The sequence below is a fragment of the Alcaligenes nematophilus genome, assembly GCF_026344155.1.
Taxonomy (GTDB): domain Bacteria; phylum Pseudomonadota; class Gammaproteobacteria; order Burkholderiales; family Burkholderiaceae_B; genus Alcaligenes; species Alcaligenes phenolicus.
On record NZ_JAPKMZ010000001.1, the window covers coordinates 1 to 23,242 of the forward strand.

Below are 23,242 nucleotides of genomic sequence, written 5' to 3' on the forward strand. Positions count from 1 at the left end.
GGGGAAGTCTGGAGCAGATACCCGCGAAGATTGTGCAAGTTTAGCGTATTTCTGCATTTCCCATACCCCATACCCCATACCCCATACCCAGCCAGCTAGTGACCAGATCGACTTGAAAATAATAAAATGCAATTAACGGAAAAGAGTTTTTATCATTGAAAAGAAGGTCTTCAACAAGAAGAGGGCGAATTTACTTACCATCGGCTTGCTTATTGATGCGACATCAGAGGGAAGCACAGCGATAGGGAGCATTCCTGTTCTCATACTCTTGTTCCCACGCATTCACACCAAGGGCTTGCTTCAAAACAAAATCGGAGCTTTGAACAAACAAGCCTCCATACAACCATAAGCAAGCAAAGAAAAACGCCGATCATCCAAAGGACAATCGGCGTTCTTATCTTTCAAAAACCTCTTGAAAGAGGGGGCGCTTTTAAGCCGACAACTTTTCTACCTTGGCTGGCAGGCCTTGGCGCACGGCCGCGCCAGAAACCCAGTCAATCCAGACGTTGTCCTGGCCATTGCCACGGGTTGGATCAGCAAAACCCAATTCGTTCAGGTTCACACCTGCAGCCAGATCGTTCAAGTGAGGCATGGCCTCACCATCAATCTGGTGCGAACGCGCACCCAGTTCGGTATGCCCAAAACCGTGTTCGATTGCAATGGCCCCGCGCATAATACCGCCACGCACCAAAGCAACACCTTCAACCGCACCACCTGGTGTGCTGACACGAATACGATCGCCGTTACGGATGCCCATGTTCTTCGCATCATCCAGATTCAAGGAAATCGGATTGTGCGGGTGGACCTGGCGCAGGCGGGACATCCCGATGGACATGGAGCTCATCAAATTGGATTTGTAGGAGCTCATCAGCAATGGCCACTCTTGTTCCGAGAAATGCTTGCGCATTGGGCTGCCGTCAGCCAAACGAGTGGGGTACCAAGTAGGGCAACCGCTAAGACGTTCACCCGTCATGGTGTGACGCATTTTGGACAGGTCTTCATTCCAGATCTGCAAAGCATTGCTGTAGCGATTTTTCAGCTGATTTCCTTTCCAGGCGTTTTCGATTCGGTCGAATCGGCCACCGCGTGTCAACAACATCGCCACTTTGCGCTGCTCTTCAGGATGCAAACGCGCTTGAAGGTCAGGGAAGAGACGATCCACACCGGTGATGCGCATATCGTCGTCGGATGCGTCGCCAACCGGGCGGCCAGCACCAAAGGCAATATTGGCCATGCCCCGCAGATAGAAATCCTCGGCGCGCAGCAAGTCGTGGGCATTGCCTGCCTTGTCTTTCAGAACGCCTTTACCAAAACCTGGCAATCCCAAACGCAAAGCTACTGCAAACAGGAAACTTTCCAGGTTGATAGGTTGACCGTCAGCCGTGCGATCCACTCGTGGCTCTACCACAGGCCAGCGCAAGGTCGAGGACTTGGCGATCACGTCAGCCCAAGGTGCCGAAACACCCCAGCTTTCGTAAGTCACCGTGTCTGGCACGATGTAGTCTGCGTAGGCATTGGTTTCGTTGATAAAGGGATTAACCGAAATCGACAAGGGCAGAACCGCAGGGTCTTTCAGTTTGTGCAGCAAGGCATTTTTAAAGCCAGCAATCGCATAGACCGGGTTGCTCATGTGGTTGATCCACACTTTGCTGGTGTATGGATAGCCATTCAGGCCTGATGCAATCATTTCACTGCTCAAGGCACCTACAGCGGGGTACCAAGGAGCAGGAGCGGGGTACAACGCTTCCCCATTCGCTTGGCGGCGCTTGAATTCGCTGGATTTTTCGTAAGCGAAGCGATGTCGCGACAAAGACACGCCTTTAGCCGCCACTTTTCCGGGGAATTGAGCAAAGTTGTAGCGTGGGCCGGGGCCAAAAGGACCAAATGGGCCCGCATCCAGCACCAAACCGCCTTTCAGGTTCAGGTTACCCACCAAGGTATTCAACATGGCAATCGCGTAAGCCGTGTAGAAACCGGAACCGTTCATGGTGCCGCCGTGTGCGTCAGCCACGGCTTGGCGACCGTAGCTGGTAAATTCACGGGCCAGTTCGATCAGGGTTTCTTCGTCCATGCCGCAGCCCTTGGCGTATTCGGCAATGGATTTTTCCTGACTGCGCTCGCGCAGCATGTTCAGCGCAGTACAGACACGTACATCCTTGCCTTCCAGCTCAACGGTACGGTCGACAAATAACGTCGCGCGATCCAGATCGGTATGGGCGCGCAGCTCGCCTTGTTCGTCCTGAACGATAAAGGGCGATTCAGTGCCTTCAGCCACCTCCCAACCAAGGTCTGTACCGCGCAAATAGCGGCCAAAACCTGGATGCTCAGGATCCGCAATCAACAAATGGCTGGCGTTCGTCCAGGAAGCGGTATTTTCGTCCTGCTCCGCAGGCGCATGGGGCAGGGACAAGTGTTCTGCATCAAAACGCTCTTGTTCCAGAATCCAGCGTAACATGCCCATGACCAGGGACAAGTCAGTGCCGGGCAGAACAGGCTGCCAGCGGTTGCCACTACCCGAGGCCAGGCTGGACGACGTTGGCAAGATCGGGGAAACAACCACGTACTTGAAGGTGTTTTCAGGACGTGAACGGGCTTCTGCCAGCTCACGGCCTTGACGCTGGAAGGGATTACCGGATTGAGCCGGTGCTGCACCAATAAACAGGCCAAAACGGGCGTTTTTCCAGTCAGGTTTGCCATGAGGCATACCTTTGATGTCACCCATGGCAGCGCCTGTACCGACACGGAAGCTTTGACCACAGTAAGAACCGTGGTTGCTGACGTTGATCGTGCCAAAAGCCTGCTCGGCAAAGCGTTTGACCAGTGGCGTACGGCCTTCGTTCGCGGCATCCGTGAACAACAACTGGTTGGCCAATGGACCGAACTCGGGGTTTTGCGGGTCAATCAGGGTTTCGTGATCCCAAATCGCACGCAAACCATCGACATGACCTTCTTTGAACAGATCGCCGCCTTCGCAGACCTCTTCAATCAATTGTTCAAAACTGATGCGCTCCCATTGGCCTGACCCACGGGGGCCGACGCGTTTCAACGGCGACAGAACCCGGTAAGGGCTGCTGTGCTGTTCCAGCATGGAGGCACCGCGAGCACAGGCGCTGGCACGGCCTTCCAAGCCATTCTCACCACCCAGCATGGCGTAAACCTCGCGTACGGGCTGTTCCATGGGAGCAGACTGCGTGGTTGCCAAAGGATGGTAAGGATTACCGGCGATACGCAGAATCTTGTTGTTCTCCGTATCAATACGTACGCGCACACCACACTGCGTCCAGCAGCCCAGGCAACTGGACGGGCTCACAATCTGGCCGGGCTGCGTATCCAGCAGACCCGTGATCGGATCAATACGGAATTCAGCCTGCAAGGAGTTGCCACGGGTTGCGTGTGCGGTTGGCACACCGGCTGTACCTTGGCCCAGACCTTGGACCGCCTTGACTACCGTGTCGCTGTAACCAGCCGCAAAGGCAGCCAGACCACCCACAGCAGCACCGCCGCGGGTCAATACCTGTCGACGCGACAGGTTAGGGGTTTCTTTTTTCTTGCTCATGACGATAAGTACCTGAAAGCTAGTGAGTCTGTAGGGCCTAAGCCGTCAAAGACGAACGGCGGGCCGGGAACAGAGAGAGCAGGGTGGTGCTGGCGGCGAGCAAGGCAATACACAAGCCCAGCACACCCAGCATCCCCAGCAGACCATCGCTGCCTAAGGGCATGGTGTAGAGGTACAAACCGGCGCCGTATTTGGGCACACCCTGTACCGCCATGAAAATAATCCAGCGAAACACCCAGGCCGAGCCGAGCATGAAAGCCGCACAGAACAAGCTATAAAGATTGCCTTGCAGGGTGCCGATTGGACGGCTGAGCATATACAGCAACAGCAAGCCAAACGCGGAAGAACCCAGGAAGCCCAAACGCCATACGGGGTAACTCTGGAACAGTTCCCAGGCCGAACCGAAAGAATGGCTGTAACCCATCAGACCGGAGCCGACCCAGAACAGGGCCACGACGATCAAGGTCAGAACCACCCCCAAAGACCAGCGGCGTACGTACTCCAGCGGCAGATTGGCCACACCACCGGGCAAGAAGCGAGCAACCAGCAAAATAGCGCCCAGACTGGCCAAAGCAGCTGTCAACGCGAAGTTGATGGGCAAGAACGCGGTATTCCACAAGGGGCGTGAACGCAGCACCATGACTTCAAAACCGCTGTAAACCAGAATCGACAAGGCCGAAACCAGTAAAGCCAGGCTCAACCAGCGCCACAGGACACGTTTGTTCAACCACCAGGCCAGCACGTTAGCCATGGACAGGCCGACGAACAGGGGCAGCAGCACAGCACCCAGCGACATCCAGGACCAAGGAGTGAAGTGGGCATAAAAATGCCAGAAACGGCCGGGTTGGTGCAAGTCAGCCAGCAAGGACACGGGAGCGGCAATGCTGCTGCACAGAAGCACAATCATCAGCGCAGGCTCCAGACGACGCAAAGCGCTGTCGCTGGACCAGGCGCAACGCCATACCCAGACGGTGCTGGTGGCAGCCATACCGACCAGGAAAAAATATTGGACCGCCCAAGGTAACCAGGCAACTTCATAGGCGGGGGTCAGAATTTCGATAATAGACATAGCGGCCCCTTAGAACTGATTGGTCAGACGCACACTGGCCTGACCATCCACACCATCGACGAACTCGTCCGGCAAACCGATGTAGAACACATGCGGGTTGGTATTCATGCCGGGTTTGAGTACGCGGATTTCCTCTTTGTGCTCTTTGAGCAACTGGGAAATCGTGCTGGTTTCATCGTTCATATCGCCAATGACGCGTGCGCCACCCACGCAGCTTTCCACGCAGGCGGGCAGCAGACCCACTTCCAGGCGGTGCTCACAGAAGGTGCATTTATCGGCGGTCTGGGTTTCATGGTTAATGAAACGGGCATCGTAAGGACAGGCTTGAACACAGTAGGCACAGCCGACACATCGTTCGTTGTCGACCAGCACCACCCCGTCTTCGCGCTGGAACGTCGCCTGCACAGGACAGACCGGCACACAGGGCGGGTTGTCGCAGTGGTTACAGAGGCGTGGCAGGCTCAGCATGGCCGCCTGCTGCTGTTCATCGAGCACCTCGTATTGCAGAACCGTGGTACGGAACTGCCCGATAGGCGGTGCATTTTCAATAGAACAACTGACCGTACAGGCCTGGCAACCGATACATTTTCTTAGATCAACCACCATGCCGTAGCGGGCCCCATCTTTCCCACCGCTACGTCGTGGAGGCTGGCTGTTCATGGCAGCTTGAACAGGCTGAATAGGAATAATCGTAGCCCCGGCACTAAGGCCCAGCAATTCCTTAAGAAAACGTCGCTTGCCCTTTTTGGGCTCGGCGCTTGGAATCATGTGTTTTCCTTTTCTATGCTTGGGTTGAACCCATTTACATTATTTGTAGTTATAAGCATATGAAGAATACAAAGTTCCGGTCTTGATGAAGGTCAAAAAGAACATTTAAAGGTTGAAATGTTGACGCTCGGCTGTATTTTTCAGGCACAAAAAAAGCCCCTCCAGGAAAGGGAGGGGCGTTATATACCTGAGTTGTGGATAAAACCGCTTAGAACGTTCCGCTTAAGCCCAGGAAGAAAGTGCGACCGGGTTGGTTGAACGTCCGAGCTCCGGCGCCGTAAATATAGTTGGCGTTAGTCAGGTTCACACCGATCGCATTACCGCGACGGAACAGGCGTTTGTCAAAGAGGTTATCAACCCCTGCATTGATGCGGAAATGCTTGTTGATCTTGTACTGCGTGCTCAAGCCAAACAAGGCGTAAGGGGAGACCTTGTCGGTAGCAGAACCTGTCAGAGGCTGACCGTAGAAATCATATTTAGGCGGTTTTTGCTCGCCATAGAAGGTTGCTTTGGCGCGTAAAGACCAATCGGCGTTCACGTTCCAGTCCAGCGTTGTGTTGATGGTGTACTTGGGAATGGTCGATAGCGCTTCACCTGTGGTCTTGTTTTTGGACTCGATCATGTAGGTAAAGTTGGTGGACCACAGCCAGTTCTCGGCTAATGGCAATGTCAGGTTACCTTCCAGACCGGATACCACGGCTTTGGGAATGTTTTCCCATTGCAGGACCAATTGATCCCTGTTCATATCCCAGAAACTGGACTGTGCAAAACGCCCCGCTTCCACTTTGTTGCGGTAATCGTTGTGGAAGTAAGTCAGGCTAGCTCCCAAGCCATCATCACCCACATACTCAACACCAAGCTCTTTATTAAGACTGGTTTCTGCTTTCAGGTTCGAATTACCCTGGAGAAAACACCCAGCCTCTACAACATTAGGCGCACCTGTATTTCCCCAACACCCATTGCCTGCGCTATACAAAGTGTAGCCATCGTTACTTTGATACAAGTTGGGTGCCTTGTAGGCTCGTGCGATACCTGCTTTGAATAGCCAGTTATCGGTCACGGCATGTGACAAGTTCAAGGAAGGGCTCCAATTACTACCATGTATATCGTGGTAGTCAAACCGCAGCCCTGGGGTCACAGTTGTCTTGTCTGTGGCATAAATATTGTCCTCGACAAAAACCGAATAAATATTCGCACGTGCCTTGGGTTTATAACTTCTAGGGCTGCTCGGAACCTTTTCTGGATTGCGTGCGGCCAAATCAGAAGATTTATCGTTCAATTCCTGCCCGACCCACTCCAGACCAAATGTGGCGTACTGCTCGATACTTCCTGTTTTGAACTGATGGCTCAATTCGGTATGCGCCGTCATCGTGGTCAGGTCAATAGTCCCAAAACCACCATCTTTCACGCGCAGAGGATCATTGAAAGCGCCTTCTGTGCCACCAGCCAGACCTTCCAAAATACGGTAGTTACGCGTCTTTTCGTATTGGAAATAACTCAGTGTATTCGTCTTATCATTCCAGTCGCCACGATGCGTCAGCGAGTAGCTTTGGCGATACATCTTGTTGGTCTCGTCGCCCAGCTGACGTTTGACCTCGTCATTGGTATTCGTATTCTGGGTATCACCCGTGTAAATATTGCCTTGGCGGCTATAGGAAGCCTCCAGATCCACCGTTTGGCGGCTATCAGGACGCCAGGACAGCAAGCCATTGATGTCCTTGTTACGTACGCCTTCACGTCCAGCAGGCAAGCTGTTCGCATTGGCACCACCACGCTCGGTCTGGTGTCCTTTATTGATCTCCGGATCGTCCGAATCCGTCTTGTTCAGGTTTCCGTACAAACGGAAGGACAAAGATTCGCTGATCGGGCCGCTCAAGCCAAAGCTCATGCGTCGCGTGGCGCCTTCATCGCTATGTTCGGGCAAGTTGCCATACAAGGAGTAGGTGCCCTGGAATTTGTCTGTCGTAGGCTTGGTGATGATGTTGACCACACCGCCCGCAGCCCCGTTGCCGTAGCGAGCGGCCGCCGGGCCGCGCAGCACTTCCACGCGTTCGATCTGCTCGGCAGGTACCCAGTTGGTATCCCCACGCGAATCACGTTCGCCACGCCAGCCGAAACGCACAGCAGAACGTGAACTGACGGGTTTGCCGTCAATCAGAATCATGGTGTTTTCCGGGCCCATGCCGCGAATATCGATCTGGCGATTATTACCGCGCTGGCCGCTGGCCGAGTTACCCGTCAGGTTCACGCCCGGCATGGTGCGCAGAACTTCGGAGATATCGTTGGCGGGAGGGGACTTCTGGATGTCTTCGGCGGTAATGATGGAAGAGCCCAAGGTCTGCTTGAGCTCCTGCTCGGCCTTGACCACGATGCGGTCCAGCTCCTCGACCTCTTGCGCTTGCGTCTGATAGGGAAAGGCCAACAATAAAGCCACTGCCAGACTGCTTAAAGGCATAAAAGATACGCCGCTAGGCACCTGGCGCTTAGCGGCGAGAGACGAGGACACCGACATAATGAACACCCAGTAATAATGAGATTGATTCTTGATTATAAACAGAATGTTTCATGTTACCGAGCGTGAATCTCGTAAAACCAACACATCCGTCTGGGCAAATTCAGCCAGAACTACGTCCGCCGACGTTAAAGCTGCGGCCTGTCAAGGCTGACAGCTTGCGCTGCAAAGGGGCTGATTGTATTTAGGCGCAAACGCTGCAGCCAGGGCCCATACAGGTATGGATGACAGAATTCCGGGTGCTGGAACGAGTGCCGGGCCCGGTCACATTATTGCCCGCCAAAGCTTGTTGAGGAGTCAGACCGCGCGTGGGGCTGGCTTTGCTGAACAGGCGTCGTGGCGCGCTCAGTTGCAGCAAGAGGCTGCCTTTTTCACAAGCAGGGCAGGTCTGGGGATCGTTGCGGGTGGCAATGCTGCGCAAATGGCTGCTGCGTTGCAGGCAATGATTACAAAGATAGTCGTACAAAGGCATGGCAAATCCGAGTAAAGCAAGCCCTGACTCCGAGACGAAGCCAGGGCCAGAGACTGATCAGGTCAAGTTACAGCGTGTGCCCGGACGGCCAAAACGGGCCGCGTCATTCAAGGCACCTTTAGGCAGGATATCGGTATCAAAAATACCGGTAGGCAATGCCAGGGAAGCAGAGCTGTTGGGCAGATCCACCACGCCGCCGTAACGGCCTTCAACCGGCGCCGCTGTCAGCAGCATGTAGGCCTGCGCACGCGACAGGTCTGTTGTGCGGCTGATGTAATCAATCGCCGCCAAACAGGCCTGACGGTATGCAACCGTAGAATCCAGGTAGTAGTTGACGCCTTCTTCCACGCTGATGCCCGTGAAGTGCATCCACTGATCGTACTTGGGATCATGACGACCTGGAACATAGATAGGCGCGGTCAGATTGTATTTGGCCATGCCACCTTTGATCAGATCAAAGCCAAGGTGGGCTGCGCCGTCCATTTCAATAGCACCACAGAAGGAGATTTCGCCATCGCCCTGGGAGAAGTGCAAGTCGCCCATGGACAGGCCAGCACCCTTCACATAGACGGGGAAGTAAATCCGCGAGCCAATGGTCAGGTTCTTGATGTCCAGGTTGCCGCCATGCTCACGTGGAGGCACGGTACGGGCAGCTTCAGCCGCCATGCGGTCAAACTCGGCCCCTTTAACGCCGCGCAATACAGCGGTTTTGGCATCAGGCGGATTGGCGTGGCCCTTGGGCACCAGCAGGGCTTCACGGCGGTTCCACTCGCGCAGCAGTTCGTGCGAGGGCAGGGTGCCGATCAGGCCGGGGTGCATCATGGCCGCAATGCGTACGCCAGGGATGTGACGCGAGGTGGCGTAAACACCATGCAGGTCCCAGATGGCCTTGTCGGCTTCGGGAAAATGCTCGGCCAAAAAGCCACCGCCATTTTCCTTGGCAAAAATGCCGGAGAAACCGACAGGAGTAATGGCGCGAATATCCAGCAGATCCACCACCAGAATATCGCCTGGCTCAGCGCCCTCTACGTGGATGGGGCCAGTCAATGGGTGGGCGCGGGTCAGGTCAACGTCGCGTACGTCGTTGGCGCTGTCCGTGTTCTTGATCTGGGCGTCCAGAAAGTCCATGCATTCCAGAATCATTTCCTCGCCAGGCTTCACGCTGGTCAGGTCTGGAATATCAGGGTGCCATCGGTTGTGCCCGATTTCAGCTTGTTCGGCCAGGGGTGCGCCGGGTTTGATTTTTATATGCTGCATGTGTTCTCCGAATAATGTGTGCGAGGTCAGCACAACGGCGCTTTTAATGCGCTTGGCGACACAATTAACACGACTGAACAGGCACGGTCAAAATGTGTGGATATGCGGATTTATATGTTTTTTTATGCCAATAAATAAATTCCTAAGCGAGTCAATGATTTAGGCTTTAAGTGATTAAAGGACAATAGTCCCAGGTTTTTGTCCAGAGGATAAATCCTGATTTTGAGCAAATTTTTTATGTCCCGGAATACCGTAAAAAAACGGGCTGCTCTCTATACGACAAACCTTATAGAAGGCATAAGAGTTCCTGAATGGCCTAGCAGGACTCAAGGCTTAGAGCGAAAAAGGGTACAGCTAAGGCTAGGCTCCAAATAACCCTTATCACAGCAGGTATATAGGTCGGCTAGTCGAACTGACAACAATAAAAAGCAATAAAACGCAGGAGACACAATAATGACTAGCCGTTCCCCGATCCTGTGGATTCGCAATCCACTGGCCTGTTCAGATGCACAAGCTGCCGGTGGCGTACTGGTGCAAGATAGCCGCATTATCGAAAAAGTGGCCGCCGGTCAGCAGCCCAAGCAGGCTTACGACCAAACCTGGGATGCCTCCCGGCACGTTTTGCTGCCCGGTTTGGTGAATACGCATCATCACTTTTACCAAACCCTGACACGGGCCTATACCCCAGCGCTGAACAAACCCTTGTTCCCCTGGCTGACCACCTTGTATGACGTGTGGGCCGGGCTGGACGACGAACAAATGCAGGTGGCCAGCGAGCTGGCCATGGTGGAACTGTTGCAGTCGGGCTGTACGACGGTGGCCGATCACCACTATGTGTTTTCGGGCGCCTTGCAACATGCCATTGATTGCCAGGCTGAAACCGCTCAACGCCTGGGTGTACGCGCCGCATTGACCCGTGGTTCCATGAGTGTGGGGCGGGATCAGGGAGGCTTGCCCCCGCAAAACGTCGTACAGGACGAGCAAACCATTCTGGACGACAGCCTGCGCCTGATTCGTCAATATCACCAACGCGAGGATGGGGCGATGATCACGCTGGCCCTGGCTCCGTGTTCGCCTTTCTCTGTCAGCCGCGAGTTGATGAGCGAAAGCGCCAAGCTGGCTGAACGCGAGGACGTACGCCTGCATACGCATCTGGCTGAAACAGACGACGAAACTGCCTACTGCGAGCGCCTCTTTGGTATGCGTCCACTGGACTATCTGGATCAGCAGGGCTGGTTAAGCAATCGCACCTGGCTGGCACACGGCATTCACTTCAACGACGAAGAAATCCAGCGTCTGGGCCGGGCAGGCACAGGTATTGCCCATTGTCCCTCGTCCAATATGGTCTTGGGCAGCGGCCTGTGCCGCACCATCGAGCTGGAAGCCGCTGGTGCACCCGTGGGGCTGGCCGTAGATGGCTCGGCCTCCAATGATCACTCCAATCTGGCTCAAGAGATGCGACAGGCACTCTTGCTGGGCCGGCTGCGCTACGAGCCGGGCCAGGTTACCCATCAAGCCGTTATCCGTTGGGCGACTCAAGGCTCGGCCCGTTGTTTGGGTCGCGAGGATATTGGTGGCCTGAACGTCGGGCAGCAGGCCGATCTGGCCTTGTTCACCCTGGATGCATTGCGCTTTTCCGGCGCTGAGAACCCCTTGGCGGCCTTGCTGCTCTGCGGCGCAGACCGGGCCGACCGCGTGATGGTCGCCGGCCAGTGGCGCGTGATTGACGGCCAACCCTGCGGCATTGACTTGCAAGACCTGATGCAACGCCATCAAGCCGCTGCGCGTCGTTTGCGCGACAAGGTGCTGGATACCGTAGCGACAGCTTGAGTTCGGTAGTGACAGGGCCTCTAGAGCCCTGCCTATTTATTTTCGGAGACAAACAATGACAACACCTACTAGGGCGACGGATGCAGCGACTGCGCAGCGCCCCGAAGACGAGAATCTGGGCCTGGGCGCGAATCTTGCCTACGGTTTTCAACACGTATTGACCATGTATGGCGGCATTATTGCCGTACCCCTGATCATTGGCGAGGCCGCTGGCCTGCCTGCCAATGAAACCGGCTTGCTGATTACCGCCTGCTTGTTCATGGGCGGCCTGGCGACCTTGCTGCAAACGCTGGGCGTGCCGTTTTTTGGCTGCCGTCTGCCGCTGGTTCAAGGGGTATCATTTTCTGGCGTAGCCACCATGATCGCCATTTTGGGTACGGGCGGCGGTTTGCCAGCGGTATTCGGCGCAGTCATTGTCGCGTCCCTGCTTGGGCTGCTGATTACGCCGGTCTTTTCACGGGTGATCCGGTTCTTCCCGCCTTTAGTCACGGGCTGCGTGATTACGACTATTGGTCTGACCTTGATGCCAGTGGCCGCATTCTGGGCCATGGGCGGTAATCCTTCCGCACCGGACTTTGGCAGCGTAGGTAATATTTCCCTGGCCGCCATGACCTTGCTGATCGTGCTCTTGCTCAGCAAGCTGGGCAGCGCCACGATCTCCCGCCTGTCTATCTTGCTGGCTATTATTATCGGCACCGTCATTGCCGTCGCCATGGGCCATGCAGATTTCTCTGCCGTCAGCGAAGGCGAGGTCTTTGCCTTGCCCAGCCTGTTCCACTTTGGCATGCCCACTTTCCAGACTGCCGCGATTATCTCCATGTTCATTGTGATCATCGTGACGCTGGTTGAAACTTCGGCCGACATTCTGGCCGTGGGCGACATTATCGAAACCAAAGTGGATGCTCGTCGTCTGGGTGATGGCCTGCGTGCCGATATGCTCTCCAGCCTGATCGCCCCTGTATTTGGCTCTTTCACACAAAGTGCCTTTGCCCAGAACGTCGGTCTGGTGGCGGTCACCGGCGTGAAAAGCCGTTACGTCGTAGCCTTTGGTGGCCTGATTCTGATCGCACTGGGCTTGCTGCCCATCATGGGCCGTCTGGTTGCCGCTGTCCCACCCGCGGTACTGGGTGGCGCGGGTATGGTCCTGTTTGGCACCGTCGCGGCCAGCGGTATCCGTACGCTGGCCAAGGTGAACTACGAAAACAATATGAACCTGATCATCGTCGCCACCGCTATCGGCGCCGGCATGATTCCTATCGTGGCTCCCAAGTTCTACGAGCACTTCCCAACCTGGTTTGCGACGATTTTCCACTCCGGCATCAGCTCGGCTGCCCTGGTGGCGATTGTGCTGAACCTGCTGTTCAACCATTTCACCTTGGGCAATCCGGATCAGCCCTCTGTGTTTGCTGCGGGTGGAGGCCGCTATCTGCGGGTCTCGGACGTGGCCAATCTGAACGAAGGGGACTATGTTGAAAACGGCAAGGTCATGGACAAGGACGGCAAGGAGATCCCGATTATTGCTGATGAGCACCCCGCACCGGAACAGTCCCCTGTGCTGCACACGAAACCGAGTTTAAGCAGTACCTGAACAAGTAGAAACACTGCTAAAAGAACATAAGATCGTACCTTTGGCCGCCTTGTCTCTTTAGGGAGCAAGGCGGTTTTTTTTAGCTAAGCACTTGAAATATCGGGAACTAGCCTCATCTCCTCTTATGTAGGCGACCGAGCCCACGCCTTCCATTGCAGCAGGGCTCAGCAAAGGAAAAATGGAGATCAAGCATGGCAAATAATTTGACACGTTTTAATCCCTTTGGTGATCTGGCGGGCCTGGACACGTGGCGAGATATTGAAGACATCTTCCGACGCGTTCCTGTTGTCGGCTCCCTGGCCGGAAATACACCGCCCGCCATTCGTCTGGATGTCAGCGAGAGCGAAGAGGCCTATCAAGTCAGCGCGGAAGTGCCAGGTATCAACAAGGAAGACGTGCATGTCAGCGTTGAAGGCAATGTGGTTTCTATCCGAGTGGAAAGCCGTCGGACTCAGGAAGAAAAGGACGGCGATACGGTCTTGCGCAGTGAACGCTATTACGGGGTGCAGACACGTCGTTTCAGCCTGGCTCAGGACATTGATGAAGCCCAGGCGAGCGCAAAATGTGAAAACGGCGTTCTGGAGTTGATTCTGCCCAAGAAAAAGAGTGGGGCGGGGGCCAAGAAGCTGGAAATCCGTTAAAGCAGACCGGTAAAGCAAAACCGCGCCAGATAGGCGCGGTTTTGCTGCTTAAAGAGGGTGCCAGGCCCTTGTTTATTGGTGACGTACATCCAGAATGGCACATAGCCCACCACAGTCAATCTGCTGTTGCAGCCGTAAGCCCGCCTGTTCAAACAAGGACTCAAACTCTTCCTGGGTGCGCTCCCGGCTTTCTTCCAATACGCCCATTACAACTAAATCCAGCAGCTTGCCACCATGAGGCTTGTTATCTGGCTTGATCACGGCCTCAAAGATCAAAATACGGCCATTTTCAGACATCGCTTGTGTGCAGTTGCGTAAAATTTTGACGCATTGCTCATCACTCCAATCATGGAGAACGTTCTGCAATAAATACACGTCTCCGGTAGGGCAGGACTCGAAAAAATCTCCTGCTACCAGCTCCCAACGATCCGGCTGATTCAAATCAGGCAACACGGCATTTTCCAGAACCTGCTCCTGGTCATATAGAACCCCATAAGTACTGGGATGCCGCTGCAAAGTCATCAACAACAAGCGCCCAATACCACCGCCTACATCTACCACCGTTGCCCCCGGCGGGATATCGATTTTTTCTACTAATAAACGATTAGAAGACATCGATTTTTCTGAAATACCTTGGTGGAAAATGGGGTGGATAGCCGGATCCTCCCAATGTTCAAAGAATCCATGGCCAAACCGTTCGCGGAAAATTGGCGTACCCGCAGCCGCTCGTGCCAGATCACTTGCACCATAAAGCAGAGCGGGATCCGTCAACATCAAGGTGGCGCCTTTCAAACGAGCTGAGGCATCAGAACACAAGTGTTGTCCTAGCTCCGCTAACTGGTACGTATTGGCCGGGTGCTCATAGAAAACACGGTAGGCACATAACACCCGCATAATGCGTTGCAGATGGGAGGCTTTTGTCCGCGTCAAACGGGCCAACTCCTCTATGGTAAGTCGGCCACTTTGCAAGTGATCCGCTACATTCAATTGCGCAGCAGCCCGCAAGGCAGCAGAAACAGAAAAAGCCATAATCAAACCCAGTAACGCAATGGAACTATCTTGTTTTGGCTCTTGCTCTTGGGTGTTTGCATAAGAAAAATTTGCCATCCTCATCCCTTTTAAAAAAATACCGGTTACTGCAACAGTGAACCGGCCAATTAAGAAACGAAAGTCATTCATCAGAATGAATGTTTACTATGAATGCATTCTGAAAGATGAATCTAAGGGAAACTTAAGGATTGTTGCTTTGAATCATATAAGTTAAAGAGCTTGCCAATAATGCACGGGTTCCAATTCTCAATGAATTCTCGTCAATCAGGAATTCGGGCGAATGATTTGCCGCTCCAGGTTTATCGGCATACGGCGTAGCGTTAAGACGCCAAAAAACCAGAGGGATGTCTTTGGCAAAAACACCTACATCCTCAGACGCCATAGCTGGAGATGTTTCGCGTACTCCGGCACCGTCAGCGGCTAGCTCGAAAGCAGGTAACAGCATCGCCGTCGTAGCAGGATCACTGATGGTAATGGGATACCCGCTGTTGATCTTCACTGTCGCGCTGACATCGTGGTTGGCCGCAATGTTCTCGGCATAGCGCTTGACCAGATCCTTGGCGATAAGCTGGTTGCTGGGTGAGTAGGAGCGGATAGTACCTTCAAGAACCGCGGTATCTGGCAAGACATTGCCTTTAAAGCCGCTTTGCAGCTTGCCTACAGAAACAACGGTTGTACCGGTACCCGGATTGGTACGCTGCGCAATGATGTTATTTAAAGAAACCACAATTTCGGCTGCAGCCGTCAAAGGCGAGGTGGCTCTCCAAGGAGCGGAACCATGTCCCCCTTCACCTTGCAAAGAGATATTGAAACCATCGCCGCTAGCCAGCATGACTCCTTCGCGGTAGCCAATCTCCTTGGAGGGAAAACCGGCGCCAATATGCTGGGCCATGATCACATCCACCTTGGGCGACTCCATGACACCTGCATCCATCATGACGCGCGCACCTGTGGGCCCTCCAGGTGTCGGATTGCCTTCCTCGGCGGGTTGAAAGATCAGGACAATCGTGCCGGGTAAATCGGCACGTATGTCGGACAACACCTGGGCAGCCCCCAATAGCATGGCCATGTGAGTATCGTGACCGCAGGCATGAGAAATGGGAACATCCTGGCCTTGCCATGACCCTCTGGCAGTGGATTTGAAGGGTAGATCGTTGATTTCTTCGACTGGCAAGGCATCCATATCCGCCCGCAAGGCGACGACCGGACCGGGCTGCCCACCCGTCAATACGGCCTTGATGCCTGCTGTCTGACCCACTCCGGTCTGAATGACATAGCCAGGCATGGTGTCCAGTGCTGCCTTGATGTAGGCGGCCGTGTTGTGTTCCTGAAAGGACAACTCGGGATTCTGGTGAAGATGGCGGCGCCAGCTGATGATCTGCGGCTCCAGCAAATCTGCTTTCTGCAAAGCCTGATCAATCAGAGTAGGGGTAGTGGGCTGAGCGATGGCAAGACCTGAAACGAAACAACTGACAGCAAGCAAACCTAAGCGAAATGGATGCGTCATAAGACTTCTTCCTTTCATGGTTAAAGGTCTGCCGATAATAGCACCTCTATAAAAAATTTAATTTCAAGGAAAAATAAAACAGGAAAATAAATAAATTTTATTTTTAATGATTAACCATCTAATTTAAAATAAGAATCCCGAAAAATGGATTTATTCCAAAAAAGAATTCATTAACAATCAAAAAAAAATGAAATCGTGTTCAGATTTCAAGAATGAGTTCGCTATGCTCCAGCAAGAAAAAACCGGCCACTGCAACAGTGAGCCGGTTTTTTTGGGCAACGTATCGGAGCAGGATGGGCAAGGCATGCCCATCTCAAGCCCCAAAAGGCATCAAGGTTTCTTGTTGTCGATCATGTAGGTCAGCGAGCTGGCCACCAAGGCACGCGTACCGATACGCAGTGCTTTCTCGTCAATCATGAACTCGGGTGAATGGTTGGGAGCGCCAGGCTTGTCCGCATAAGGCGAGGCATTCAAGCGCCAGAACACCAGCGGAACGTTCTTGGAGAAGGCCCCAAAGTCTTCCGAACCCATGCCTGGCGGCACTTCCTTGGCACCTACACCATCAGTAGCCTGATTCAGGGCAGGGCTGACAAGCTGAGTCACCGCAGGATCGCTGATCAGAACTTCATAGCCTGTATCGATTTTCACCGTGGATTTCAAACCATGGCTATTGGCAATGTTCTGCGCATAAAGCTTGATCAAATCATGGGCCGTGGCCTGGTTCATCTTGGACAAGGAGCGGACCGTGCCGGAAATATGAGCACTTTCAGGCAGCACGTTAGGGCGATTGCCGCTTTGCAAGGACCCCACAGTGACGACAGTCGTCCCATCCAGAGGGTTGGTGCGCTGAGCGATGATGTTATTCAAGGCTGTTACGGTTTCCGCCGCGGCGACTACGGGGGAACTAGCACTCCAGGGAGAAGAGCCATGACCGCCTTTACCGTCCAGCGTAATGGTAAACACATCACCACTGGCCATAATGCTGCCCTGACGATAGCCTATGCTACCTGCCGGGAAAGCCGGACCAATATGTTGACCCATGATCACATCCACCTTGGGCTTGTCCAGCACTCCTTCTTTCATCATGGCGTTGGCGCCGCTAAGCGGCGTACCAGGGCCTTGCTCCTCGGCAGGCTGGAACAACAGGACCACTGTGCCCGGCAACTGGTCACGCATATCGGAAAAGACTTTTGCCGCTCCCAGCAACATGGCGACATGGGTGTCATGGCCGCAAGCATGGGATACAGGCACCTCTTTACCTTGCCATTGCCCCTTGGCGGTGGACTTGAAAGGCAAGTCATTCCGTTCCAGCACAGGCAGGGCATCCATATCTGCCCGCAAGGCGACAACCGGGCCCGGCTTGCCGCCTTTCAAAACGGCCTTGATCCCGGTTTGAGCAATGCCGGTTTGAATTTCATAACCGGGCATGGTCTCCAGAGCAGCCTTGATATAGGCCGCTGTGTTGTGTTCCTGATAGGACAACTCCGGATTCTGGTGAATATGGCGGCGCCATTCGATGACTTGCTGTTCAAGGGCATCCGCTTTGCTCAAGGCTTGATCTACAAGTCCCGAACTGGCTTGAGCCATGGCGGTGCCAGCCATCAAACAACTGGCCGCAAGCAGACTCAGGCGAAATGAAAATGTCATTGTGCTCCTCTCTCTTTTTGTAGTCGTAGAGGGCCGATCATAGTGCCTAAACAATCAGTATCCAAAGTAGTGTTTATCCTGCCTTATGTAACCGGCTGTCTGGCGTAGTGGCCTGGCGTCTCTCCCATCTGATCCTTGAAGAAAGCTATAAAAGCACTGTCGCTGGCAAACCCAAGATCAAACGCAATCTTGGTCACGGCATCACCCGTAGACAACTGCTCAATGGATTTGAGCAGCCGCCATTGCTGTCGCCACTGCTGATAACTCATGCCAGTGTCACGCTTGAACAAGCGGCTGATCGTCTTTTCTCCTGCCCCCAGATATTCCGCCAGCACATGCAAGGCGGGCGGCAAAGTATCGATAGGTATGCGCTTTAAGCGCGTATCTTGCGGCAAGGGCAAAAACAGGGCTTGATCCGGCGCACGGTGCAGCTCATTCAATAAAAGTTGCATCATATGCAGGCCGGGAGGCCGGTCCCAATCCTCATCCAGATCCGCCTTGGCTATGCGGTCCAGCACGGCTGTCAACAGATCATTCGCTGCCAGAATCTGCACCTGTTCGGGCAGGCCCGGGTAATGCTCCGGGTCCAGATAGACAGAGCGGTACTCCACCTGTTCGCTCATGCGGGCCTGATGTGGAAGCAAGGCTGGAATCCAGATCAAACGCCCCGGTGGCAGCAAGCACAGTTGCTGATCCAGCGTTACGCTGATGCAGCCACTACGGGTGTACAAAATCTGCCCCCAAGGATGTTGGTGCAGACCGGAATCGTGTTGCGCCAGTTGCGCCGCAATACCCAGGGCATGACGTCCCGTCAGATCCGGAAAAGGATCATTAGCATCTAAAAAAGGCATGATTGTCCGATTTCATGGGTTTTTTATCAGAATACTTGTAATAGAAAAATCCAGCCAGACTTACGCTGATTCTTTTTTCCCAATTCAGTGTGGTTTGCATGTCTCGTTTTCTATTCTTGATGATCGCCTTGATCATGTTTCCGCAGGTGGTGGAAACCGCCTATAGCCCGGCTTTACCCCTGATCGCCGACAGTTACTCCGTGTCGGCCAGCCGCGCCGGGCAGACCTTATCGGTCTACTTCATAGCCTTTGCCGCAGGCGTGCTGTTCTGGGGCTGGCTATGCGACAAGGCCGGGCGTCGGCCCGCTGTTCTGGCCGGTTTGACGGTTTATGGCCTGGGCTGCCTGCTGGCTGTGTTCAGCCCCAGCTTCGGTGTTTTGCTCGCTGCCCGCATGATCAGTGCATTTGGAGCGGCGGTCGGCTCGATCGGTGTACAAACCATGTTGCGCGATCGCTACCAGGCAGAAGATCTGGCCAGAATCTTTGGCACCATAGGTGCCGCTCTGGCATTAAGCCCCTTGTTAGGTCTGGCAATGGGCGTCGCTCTGACAACAAGCGCAAGCCTCATGCCCGTCTTTCTGGGACTGTTCGTGTTGGCCTTGATCTTGTTTGCCGCTTGCCTGTTTCAGCTTCCTGAAACCCGCCCGCTTCAACACAACCAGGCCAGCATGGTGAATGTGCTGTTCCGCTTGCTGCGTGACCCGGCAATTTGGCAGTCCGCCATGCTGGTGGCTCTGTTCAACGTCACGATTTTTTCCTTTTACCAATGGGCACCTTTCCTGCTGGAAGGCCTGGGCTCCGATAACCGTCCCATGATGGTGGCCGGCCTTTTACTGGCTGCCGGAACCTTTATGGGCGCTTTTCTGAATCGCCGCTGGCTGGCGGCAGGACACCGTGCCCGGCATTTGGTGTGGCGGGGGATTTTGATTTTGGCCGTGGCGGCTACCGGCCTGGAGTTGGCGGGAACACATCTGATTTTCCTGCTGCCGGCCATGTTGCTGGCATTGGCCTACGCCATCGCCATCCCCAATCTTTTGTCGGCTGCCTTGCAGGACTATCGCTCGGTGGCAGGGAAGGCAGGTGCTGTCTTTGGCTTGATGTACAGCCTGTTGCTAGGCATCGGTTTGGCCTTGTCGGCCTGGTGGGGAAATCTGGCTGACGTGACTGTTGTTTGTGCTGTGCTGGCCGCTATTTGTCTGGCCTTGCCCCTGAAAAAGGCTTGAGAAAAATCCTGATACGCCATTCGTAAGCCGCCTCATCATAGGGTATATACCAATACATATGTATTGACATAGATTAAACCAAATCACCATAATCCTTCATGTTTAAAGCAATTGAAGAGTGTGCCTGACAAACACTCAGCTTGAACATTTATCCAAAAGGAGAGGATGACATGGTGGAACAGGGGGTTATGGGCAATCCGCTCGACAAGGCCAAGCCACGCGGCACAGTGGCCTTGCTCATGCTGTTGATGGCCGTGATGGGCGAAATGTGCCTGGCGGCCGACTTTTACGGCTTTGCAGCTGTTATCAAAATTGTCTCGGCAGACCTGTCACTGAGCCCCGCGCAAGCCGGGCTGGTGCAGGGTGCTTTCGGTGTCTCGTTTGCACTGGGCATGTTGTTCTGGGCACCACGTGGTCGCTCCATGAGCTCGGCCCGTTTGTACCTGATTGGCTTGGGTGGCAGCGGCTTGCTGATGCTGCTGCAGACTCAGGCACAGGATTTCACGCAGCTATTTTTACTGCGTCTGGTTGTGGGCTTTTTTGACTCTGCAGTCTGGGTCGGGTCCATGAAAATCGTCATGCAGTGGTTTGCGCCACGCCGCCAGGGTCTGGTGCTGGGCATTATTCTGGCCGCCTATTCGCTGGCCATTACCCTGGACTTTGCCTTGGGTTTGCCTTACGCCATGGCCCATGGCTGGCGTGCTTTCTTCCTGGTCCTGGGCGGGCTGACCTTAAGTGCCTGTTTAATCACGCAGCTGGTGGTACGCGCCGGTCCTTATCAAGATCCACACGACAAGATCAAAACCGATGCCGGTGTGTTGCGCTCCATCGCCGCACGCCCCTGGATCTGGGTAGGCATTCTGGCCATTTTTGGGGCTTTGTTCTCGGTTGCGGCAACCGCGACCTGGCTGATTCCAGCGCTGATTGATGTGCAGAAAATGGCCCCCGAACAGGCTCCCTTGTTCGGCACCATCATGGGCTTGTCCCAAGTCTTCTTCCTGATTCTGGGCGGTTATGTCAGCGATCGCTTCACCCGTGTTGGGGTAATGCGTGTGGGCATGTGGTTGACCATTCTGGCGGCCAGCGCCTGTGTTCTGGTTGCCTGGCAGGCATTGCCCTACAGCGGCCTGCTGATCGTGGCCATTCTTTGCGGCGTAGGGGTCTTTCATGGTGGCGCCATTTTCAGCTACGTGGGGGAGCGCTATGGCGTGAACCTGGGCCCTAGTGCCGCCGGCTATGCCGAAATGGGCGGTGTGTTCGCCACCTTTGTCGCCCCGTCCCTGCTGGGCCTGTTGCTGAGCCTGACCGGTTCTTACATCTGGGCCTTTGGCAGCTTCCTGGCGGTGGAAGTGCTGGTTTTCATCGGTTTCCTCCTATTGAATCGCTTGCCTTCGGCGCAGGCGGAATAAAGCAATGAACAAACTTGTTTTCGATCCGGCAGACCTGGAGCAATACCGGCTCCAGGCTTCGGTGGCTGATTTTGACGCTGAGATGGCCGCCTACAAGCAGGCCAGTGAACGGGCCCGTGCAGCCCTGGAAGCCTGTTTCAGCACCCACGCCTATGGCGATGACCCGACAGAAAAACTGGATATCTATGCCGCCAGCCAGGCTGGCGCCCCGGTTTACCTGTTCATTCATGGGGGCTACTGGCGCATGTTGTCCAAGGATGACTCGGCCATGATGGCGCAAAGCCTGCATGCCGCCGGTGCCACGGTGATTTGCCTGGACTATGGCTTGGCTCCGGCTTACCGCCTGCCGCAGATCGTGGCGCAATGCGAACGCGCCTTGCAGTGGGTCCACGCGCACGCGACGCAATTTAATGGCGACCCGCAGCGTATTCATATTAGTGGCAGCTCGGCAGGGGGCCATTTAAGCGGCATGTTGCTGGCGGCCGATACCCGACGTGAACAACGTCTGATCCACAGCGCCAGCATTATCAGTGGCGTCATGGATTTGCATCCCCTCTTGCAGACCGCCGTGAATGACTGGCTGCAGCTGAACGAAGAACAAGCCCAACGCTATAGCCCGGCCTTGCACCCACCAGCAAGGGGAACGCCCGTGCTGGTGGCCTGGGGGGCACTGGAACCTGCCGTCATGCAAGAACAAAGCCGTCACTACGCCCGCCAATGCGAGCTGGCGGGCTGCGTGGTGCAAAGCATGGCCGTGCCAAACCGTAATCATTTCAACGTCTTGATGGATCTGGAGCAGAGCGACAGCGCATTGACGCTAGCCGTGTTGCAGACCATGAATCGTCATACCCAGGAGGAGAAACTATGACACAAGCAACTTCCCACTCCATCCAAACCGCGTGCTTTGAGCCCCGCCGTCTGGGCCACGTCAACCTGTGGGTTGACGAACTGCAACGCGGTGAAGATTTTTACAGCCAGGTCTGCGGCCTGAAAGTGGAATTTACCGAACCGGATCTGGTGGCGACCTTTTTGGGCACCGGCCACACGCCCCATGATCTGGGCATGATGGAAACGACCAAAGGCGTGAACCGGTATGGCCGTGACGGTCTGCTGCAACTGCCCGGCACAATTGGCTTGAAGCCCGGTCTGAATCACCTGGCCTGGGAGCTGGAAAATGAAGCTGAACTGGTTGCAGGCTGGAAGCGCGCAAAAGAGCAGGGGCGCGACATTGACATGACGGTGGATCACCAAGTGGCCCATAGCGTCTATATGTTTGACCCCGATGGCAACTACAACGAGTTCTACTGCGACACCATTAAAGACTGGCGCAGCGTACTGGGTGGCCCTATGGAATTACTGACCAGCCGCTGGGACCCCGAAGGCCAGGAGCCTTTTACCGAAGGCCGTTACGACTCCGACCCAGTTCTGGAAACAGTCGCCGACGCCCCGGTACAACCACGTCGAGTCACCCATGCCGTGCTGCGTACCGCTCAGTTGGATGCCATGCGCCGCTTCTATACCGAGGTCGGTGGTCTGGAAGTGGTTTATGAAAACGAGCAGGTTGTCTACTTGCGTGCCGGTCTGGCCAATTATGATTACAGCCTGATCCTGGTACGTGATGAAGAAGCCTCCTTCTCGCATGGCAGTTTCGAGCTGGCCGGCGTCCAGGATCTGGAACACACACTGGAGCGCCTGAAAGCCCAGAACATCACCCCCGTTCACAACGTGAACCTGCCCTGGAAGCGCGCTTTCTTCTTGCGTGACCCGGATGGTCTGCTCAGCGAGTGGTACGTAACTCTGGCTGGCGAACGTGTTCTGGATAGCAATCACTCTTTGCCTTTGTGGGCGCAAGTTTAAGGAAA

17 protein-coding genes are annotated in these 23,242 nt (G+C 54.6%); 7 read left to right on the forward strand and 10 right to left on the reverse strand.

The genetic code is table 11. The features are described from left to right. Nucleotides 1-430: 430 nt before the first annotated feature. The 6 genes from OSH04_RS00005 to fmdA form a co-directional block, all read right to left on the reverse strand. Entirely contained in the window at nt 431-3,556 is a 3,126-nt protein-coding gene (locus tag OSH04_RS00005; protein WP_266107690.1) for a tetrathionate reductase subunit A, read from the reverse strand. A 37-nt stretch (nt 3,557-3,593) separates the two neighbouring features. Continuing rightward, nucleotides 3,594-4,625, reverse strand: coding sequence for an NrfD/PsrC family molybdoenzyme membrane anchor subunit (gene nrfD, locus OSH04_RS00010; protein ID WP_203144647.1), 1,032 nt, complete (start codon nt 4,623-4,625; stop codon nt 3,594-3,596). A 9-nt stretch (nt 4,626-4,634) separates the two neighbouring features. Then, complete coding sequence (dsrO, locus tag OSH04_RS00015; RefSeq protein WP_035273177.1) at nt 4,635-5,393, reverse strand: sulfate reduction electron transfer complex DsrMKJOP subunit DsrO; 759 nt, start codon at nt 5,391-5,393, stop codon at nt 4,635-4,637. Nucleotides 5,394-5,601: 208 nt separating this feature from the next. Then, nucleotides 5,602-7,848, reverse strand: coding sequence for a TonB-dependent siderophore receptor (locus tag OSH04_RS00020; protein WP_277614408.1), 2,247 nt, complete (start codon nt 7,846-7,848; stop codon nt 5,602-5,604). A gap of 241 nt (nt 7,849-8,089) precedes the next feature. Continuing rightward, nucleotides 8,090-8,377, reverse strand: a complete 288-nt coding sequence (locus OSH04_RS00025; RefSeq protein ID WP_009453884.1) for an FmdB family zinc ribbon protein — start codon at nt 8,375-8,377, stop codon at nt 8,090-8,092. 57 nt (nt 8,378-8,434) lie between these two features. Beyond that, nucleotides 8,435-9,634 (reverse strand): formamidase, encoded by a 1,200-nt coding sequence (fmdA, locus tag OSH04_RS00030; RefSeq protein ID WP_021446607.1) that lies wholly within the window; start codon nt 9,632-9,634, stop codon nt 8,435-8,437. 453 nt (nt 9,635-10,087) lie between these two features. Here fmdA and OSH04_RS00035 point away from each other — a divergent pair, with 453 nt between their 5' ends. From OSH04_RS00035 to OSH04_RS00045, 3 genes are all read left to right on the forward strand, one after another. Further along, nucleotides 10,088-11,464, forward strand: a complete 1,377-nt coding sequence (locus OSH04_RS00035; protein WP_266107691.1) for an 8-oxoguanine deaminase — start codon at nt 10,088-10,090, stop codon at nt 11,462-11,464. 55 nt (nt 11,465-11,519) lie between these two features. Next, nucleotides 11,520-13,052 carry a nucleobase:cation symporter-2 family protein gene (locus OSH04_RS00040; protein WP_060185047.1) on the forward strand — a complete coding sequence of 511 codons (1,533 nt, stop codon included), beginning with the start codon at nt 11,520-11,522 and terminating at the stop codon, nt 13,050-13,052. Between the two features lie 191 nt (nt 13,053-13,243). Further along, nucleotides 13,244-13,693 (forward strand): Hsp20/alpha crystallin family protein, encoded by a 450-nt coding sequence (locus tag OSH04_RS00045; RefSeq protein WP_035273170.1) that lies wholly within the window; start codon nt 13,244-13,246, stop codon nt 13,691-13,693. A gap of 72 nt (nt 13,694-13,765) precedes the next feature. Here OSH04_RS00045 and OSH04_RS00050 read toward each other — a convergent pair whose 3' ends face one another. The 4 genes from OSH04_RS00050 to OSH04_RS00065 form a co-directional block, all read right to left on the reverse strand. Then, on the reverse strand, nt 13,766-14,872 hold the full coding sequence (locus tag OSH04_RS00050) for a methyltransferase (RefSeq protein ID WP_266107692.1): 1,107 nt from the start codon (nt 14,870-14,872) through the stop codon (nt 13,766-13,768). Between the two features lie 52 nt (nt 14,873-14,924). Further along, a complete protein-coding gene (locus OSH04_RS00055; RefSeq protein WP_266107693.1) occupies nt 14,925-16,250 on the reverse strand; it encodes a M20 metallopeptidase family protein in 1,326 nt (441 codons plus the stop codon). Nucleotides 16,251-16,580: 330 nt separating this feature from the next. Next, a complete protein-coding gene (locus OSH04_RS00060) occupies nt 16,581-17,897 on the reverse strand; it encodes a M20 metallopeptidase family protein (RefSeq protein ID WP_266107694.1) in 1,317 nt (438 codons plus the stop codon). A gap of 83 nt (nt 17,898-17,980) precedes the next feature. Beyond that, complete coding sequence (locus OSH04_RS00065; protein WP_035273725.1) at nt 17,981-18,748, reverse strand: AraC family transcriptional regulator; 768 nt, start codon at nt 18,746-18,748, stop codon at nt 17,981-17,983. A gap of 98 nt (nt 18,749-18,846) precedes the next feature. On the opposite strand from OSH04_RS00065, the gene OSH04_RS00070 reads away from it, so the two are divergent. The 4 genes from OSH04_RS00070 to OSH04_RS00085 all read left to right on the forward strand — a co-directional run bounded on the left by OSH04_RS00070 (nt 18,847) and on the right by OSH04_RS00085 (nt 23,237). After that, complete coding sequence (locus OSH04_RS00070; protein WP_266107695.1) at nt 18,847-19,971, forward strand: MFS transporter; 1,125 nt, start codon at nt 18,847-18,849, stop codon at nt 19,969-19,971. Between the two features lie 170 nt (nt 19,972-20,141). Then, entirely contained in the window at nt 20,142-21,380 is a 1,239-nt protein-coding gene (locus tag OSH04_RS00075) for an MFS transporter (RefSeq protein ID WP_035273719.1), read from the forward strand. A 4-nt stretch (nt 21,381-21,384) separates the two neighbouring features. Then, entirely contained in the window at nt 21,385-22,248 is an 864-nt protein-coding gene (locus OSH04_RS00080; RefSeq protein WP_083053536.1) for an alpha/beta hydrolase, read from the forward strand. Further along, nucleotides 22,245-23,237 (forward strand): VOC family protein, encoded by a 993-nt coding sequence (locus OSH04_RS00085; protein WP_254003188.1) that lies wholly within the window; start codon nt 22,245-22,247, stop codon nt 23,235-23,237. Before OSH04_RS00080 ends, OSH04_RS00085 begins: the two co-directional genes overlap by 4 nt. Nucleotides 23,238-23,242: the final 5 nt, after the last annotated feature.